General features: G+C 58.6%; 5 protein-coding genes. 2 read left to right on the top strand and 3 right to left on the bottom strand.

Going from position 1 to position 3349, the window contains the following annotated elements:
• Positions 1-537: 537 nt before the first annotated feature.
• Positions 538-1155, top strand: coding sequence for a hypothetical protein (locus WCA53_RS24165; RefSeq protein WP_423916398.1), 618 nt, complete (start codon positions 538-540; stop codon positions 1153-1155).
• 76 nt (positions 1156-1231) lie between these two features.
• Here the strand turns inward: WCA53_RS24165 and WCA53_RS24160 are convergent, their stop codons facing one another.
• Both WCA53_RS24160 and WCA53_RS24155 read right to left on the bottom strand, forming a co-directional pair.
• Positions 1232-1438 carry a L,D-transpeptidase family protein gene (locus WCA53_RS24160; RefSeq protein WP_423916396.1) on the bottom strand — a complete coding sequence of 69 codons (207 nt, stop codon included), beginning with the start codon at positions 1436-1438 and terminating at the stop codon, positions 1232-1234.
• Positions 1439-1545: 107 nt separating this feature from the next.
• Positions 1546-1980, bottom strand: coding sequence for a cupin domain-containing protein (locus tag WCA53_RS24155; protein WP_423916393.1), 435 nt, complete (start codon positions 1978-1980; stop codon positions 1546-1548).
• Between the two features lie 40 nt (positions 1981-2020).
• Between WCA53_RS24155 and WCA53_RS24150 the strand changes: the two genes are divergently transcribed.
• Positions 2021-2488 carry a MarR family winged helix-turn-helix transcriptional regulator gene (locus WCA53_RS24150; protein ID WP_423916390.1) on the top strand — a complete coding sequence of 156 codons (468 nt, stop codon included), beginning with the start codon at positions 2021-2023 and terminating at the stop codon, positions 2486-2488.
• Between the two features lie 673 nt (positions 2489-3161).
• Here WCA53_RS24150 and WCA53_RS24145 read toward each other — a convergent pair.
• Positions 3162-3349, bottom strand: a 188-nt coding sequence (locus WCA53_RS24145; RefSeq protein WP_423916388.1) for a hypothetical protein, incomplete at its 5' end; no start/stop codon positions are given.

The following is a 3349-nucleotide window of genomic DNA, read 5'->3' as shown; positions in this document are numbered from 1 at the left end:
GGTCCAGGCCCGGCGTGATGGGCACGCGCCTCCCCCGCTATCGCTACAGTTGCCCGACGTGGTGGACGGCGCGCGTGGCATGCAGTTCATCGATGCGGCGCTGCGCAGCAGCCGCAGTAACGCCGCCTGGGTCACGCTCGACGGGGGGCGCTGGGGGTGACATGGACGGGAAGCGAAACTCAGACGCCTCGCTGCCGACTCAAACGTGAGAAGGGCATTCAAGGGAGGGTCGTTCGCATGTTGGAGGTGCAAATTTTCCTTGGCCATCGTGCAATTTTTCATCGTTTGTCGCTCCGGCGAAGAGGTGCGATATTGGCGATTCATTCGGGAGGTGGTTAGTTGATTACACGAAGGCAGTTCACAGTGACGGTATCTGTCGCTCTTGCCTCTTTCATGATCTCGCCATGTGGGTCGGCTTTGCCACGAGCGGAACCTTCCATCAAGACGGTTGAGTCCTCCCGACCACCGTATGTCGCCAGGACCACTGGCGATGCACTGATTTCGATTACGTTGCCGCCAAAGCTGTTGGGCCTGGATATGAACGTCGAGAACTCGATCGCGTCGGAGACCGGTGATTTCAAACCGGCACGCTATTCATTTCCAGGTACCGCCGTTCCGCAATCGGTTCTTCACGACCTGACCAGAATCTATCGTTACGATCGTCGACGGGATGTTCCGATCGTCTCTTCGGGGGGCGACTGGTTGATCGCGGAATACTTCGTGGCGAACTCCCATGTTCCCGCGTCACGATTTCGGTTGCTCGGCAACCAGGTCCGGCGACAGGAACTATTGGACCGCGCTGGACGAACGATCAGGATCATCGCGATCGGCTGGGCTCGCCCGTCCACAGCAGAAGATGACGAGACAACGAATATGTCAGAGCTCGGCGAACATCCTGCGTGGATTCGCGTATTCAAGGTGTCTCCTGCTGGAAAGAAGACACTCGTTGCCTTAGCCTGGCGACGGGAGGGTTTCGCTACTGCGCCTGAGACCTATGACGAACCGGACGAGAAGCTACTCATGTTCGGTCTACCGGATGGCGCGGTAAAGTGGCGCACGAAGGCCGAGTTCCTGAAAGCGCAGGATATTGACCTCAATGCTGCAAAGTTGTTGGGAAGGTCCGTGTCGACGGCAAAATCGCCAACGGATTCTTGATCACGACGTGCCATGCGTAATCACAAACAGCAGTACAGGCTAGCCGCTGCAGCAACTGTGCTGATTACGTTGCGTCTTATTCTTGAATCAGGATGGACGATCCTGACTCGACCAGGTCGAATAGCTCCACGATGTCCGCGTTACGCATCCTTATGCAATCGTGAGATGCAGCAATCCCCATTGGCTCGATCTCAGGGCAGCCGTGAATATAGATGTAACGCTTGTGGCCGGCTACTGCCTGACTGCGATCGCCAGCACGCGACCCCATTGCTGACCTTCGCATCGGCAATCACCTTGCCTGAAAGCAGTCATTCGACCATTCGCCAAGACTGCGTTGCCGGAGCCATGCATGTCGCCTCCGGGGCGCTCGAGATCGGCCGTTTGCAATACTCAAGAAGCCAGTTCGAGCCCATGGCGTTTCATCACAGCCTTCATCATGTCCATATTCGGTGGGCCGCCAGCACCCAACACGCCGGCCACCTCGCGAAAATAGTCAGGCCCGATGTTGGCGGGCGAAAACACCACCAGCGCGCGTGCGGGAGCATCACCGGGATTGGAGAAGTGATGAATGCTGCCGCGCGGCGAAAAGCAATGATCGCCCGCGTTCAGCACGCGTACGCAGTCGTCGACCCGATACGTCAGCGATCCTTCCAGGACGTGGATCGTCTCGTCGACGTCGATGTGGCGATGAGGGGGCGGGACTTTGGCAAGCGGCTGGACGATCATTTCCGCCATCGCCATGTGGCCCGTAGTGTCCCGACCATCGACCAGGAACCGCATCGACAGTGAGCCAATGGTGATCAGTTCGTTACGCATCGAGTACATCGCGAAACTCCATGGAGTTATGGTAAAGTCACTTTACCATATGAGCACCAACCGTCAATCCCGTTCTCCCCGGAGATTTTCCGGCGATCCAAACCCTGATGATCCGCTCATCGGGGCCCGGCTGCGCTATTGCCTCGCTCAGGTGGAACAGCGCCTAGGCCAGGCATTGGCCTCGGCCGGCTTTGCTGACATCCAGACTGCCCATTTCAAGGTGTTGCGTTTTCCTCCTCCCGAGAACGAGCGCCCCATTGACTTGGCACAGCGCGCCGGCATGTCCAAGCAGGCGATGAACTACCTGCTGCTGCAACTTGAAGAGCTGGGTTATGTGCAGAGGGGCGCGATGGGAGGATCGCCTGCGCGCCTTGTTTCCCTAACCGAGAGGGGCTGGAAAGTGGCGGAACTACAGCGCGCCACGGTGCACCAGATCGAACGCGAATGGGAACGGCAGATCGGCGCACACCGCTTCCAGACGTTTTACGCGGTACTCAAGGAACTGACGGATAGTTGAAACTGGTGGGACGCTCGGGGGAAGGCGACGAGCCACAGGGCCGCTGTCATGAGTGTTGAAGTGCTACGTCACTCCTCCGAACACGTCAACTAGCAGCAGCTCGCGCACACCGGCCGCACGACGGCGCACTCCCTACTGTTTTTGTGTAGTTATCCGAACGACAACATAGATTTATGTACGATTGATTGCGAGGCACGGCCTCCGAAAGTCTTCGAGCGCCGAGTCGCCTGCCCAGCTCGTGCATTGACGTCTTCACATGCCATAAGTCAAACGAAATCAACCAAGCCACCATCACCTGAACTGAAGGCAAGCGAAGGGCCCCAGCGTCAATGAGCTCTCGCTACCTTCAAAGCGGTCTTGTGAGCGTGAGTAATCGTCGGCGGCAGCCGATTCAATGGCCACCAACCTACCCAGCTTTTGAGGCAGCGATACGCCGCGGCTCGTCAACCGCACCCTCTGCGGCTGTGCCGTCAGATTGGCGATCACACCTCGTCATTGCCTGCTTCCTCACGCACGCCAAAGCAGGCCACAGCCCGTGGCTTACTCATTTCGCAGCGTAACCGTGTTCTGCCGGCCATGCTCACCAGTACGGCCGCGACGTAGAACATCGGATAGCGTTTCGCCTCATCGCCATCACCGATCAGTCCGCGGGGGCCCGTGAAGCCCCCGAGCGTCAGGCATTCAACTCCCGCACCGGCGAGCGCCGTTGCATAGCCTGCGAGCCATGCTGCGCATGTTGACGCGGGTCGTCACCCGCCATCGTAATGCGCTCGCGCTTAGGATTGAGCATGATGCGCGACCCATACGGGTTCTGTCGCATGCCAATCGACACCGGTCCAATCGAATACGGCTGCGCGCCGA

The sequence above is a fragment of the Caballeronia sp. genome (assembly GCF_049581465.1).
Taxonomy (GTDB): domain Bacteria; phylum Pseudomonadota; class Gammaproteobacteria; order Burkholderiales; family Burkholderiaceae; genus Caballeronia.
The sequence above is the reverse complement of the archived record's forward strand: the minus strand, read 5'-3'. Positions and strand labels throughout refer to the sequence as shown.

Coding starts and splice junctions, on each gene's coding strand:
- WCA53_RS24165 (WP_423916398.1), top strand. CDS start 538: ATGAACGTCGAGAACTCGATCGCGTCGGAGACCGGTGATTTCAAACCG.
- WCA53_RS24160 (WP_423916396.1), bottom strand. CDS start 1,438: ATGCGAAGGTCAGCAATGGGGTCGCGTGCTGGCGATCGCAGTCAGGCA.
- WCA53_RS24155 (WP_423916393.1), bottom strand. CDS start 1,980: ATGTACTCGATGCGTAACGAACTGATCACCATTGGCTCACTGTCGATG.
- WCA53_RS24150 (WP_423916390.1), top strand. CDS start 2,021: ATGAGCACCAACCGTCAATCCCGTTCTCCCCGGAGATTTTCCGGCGAT.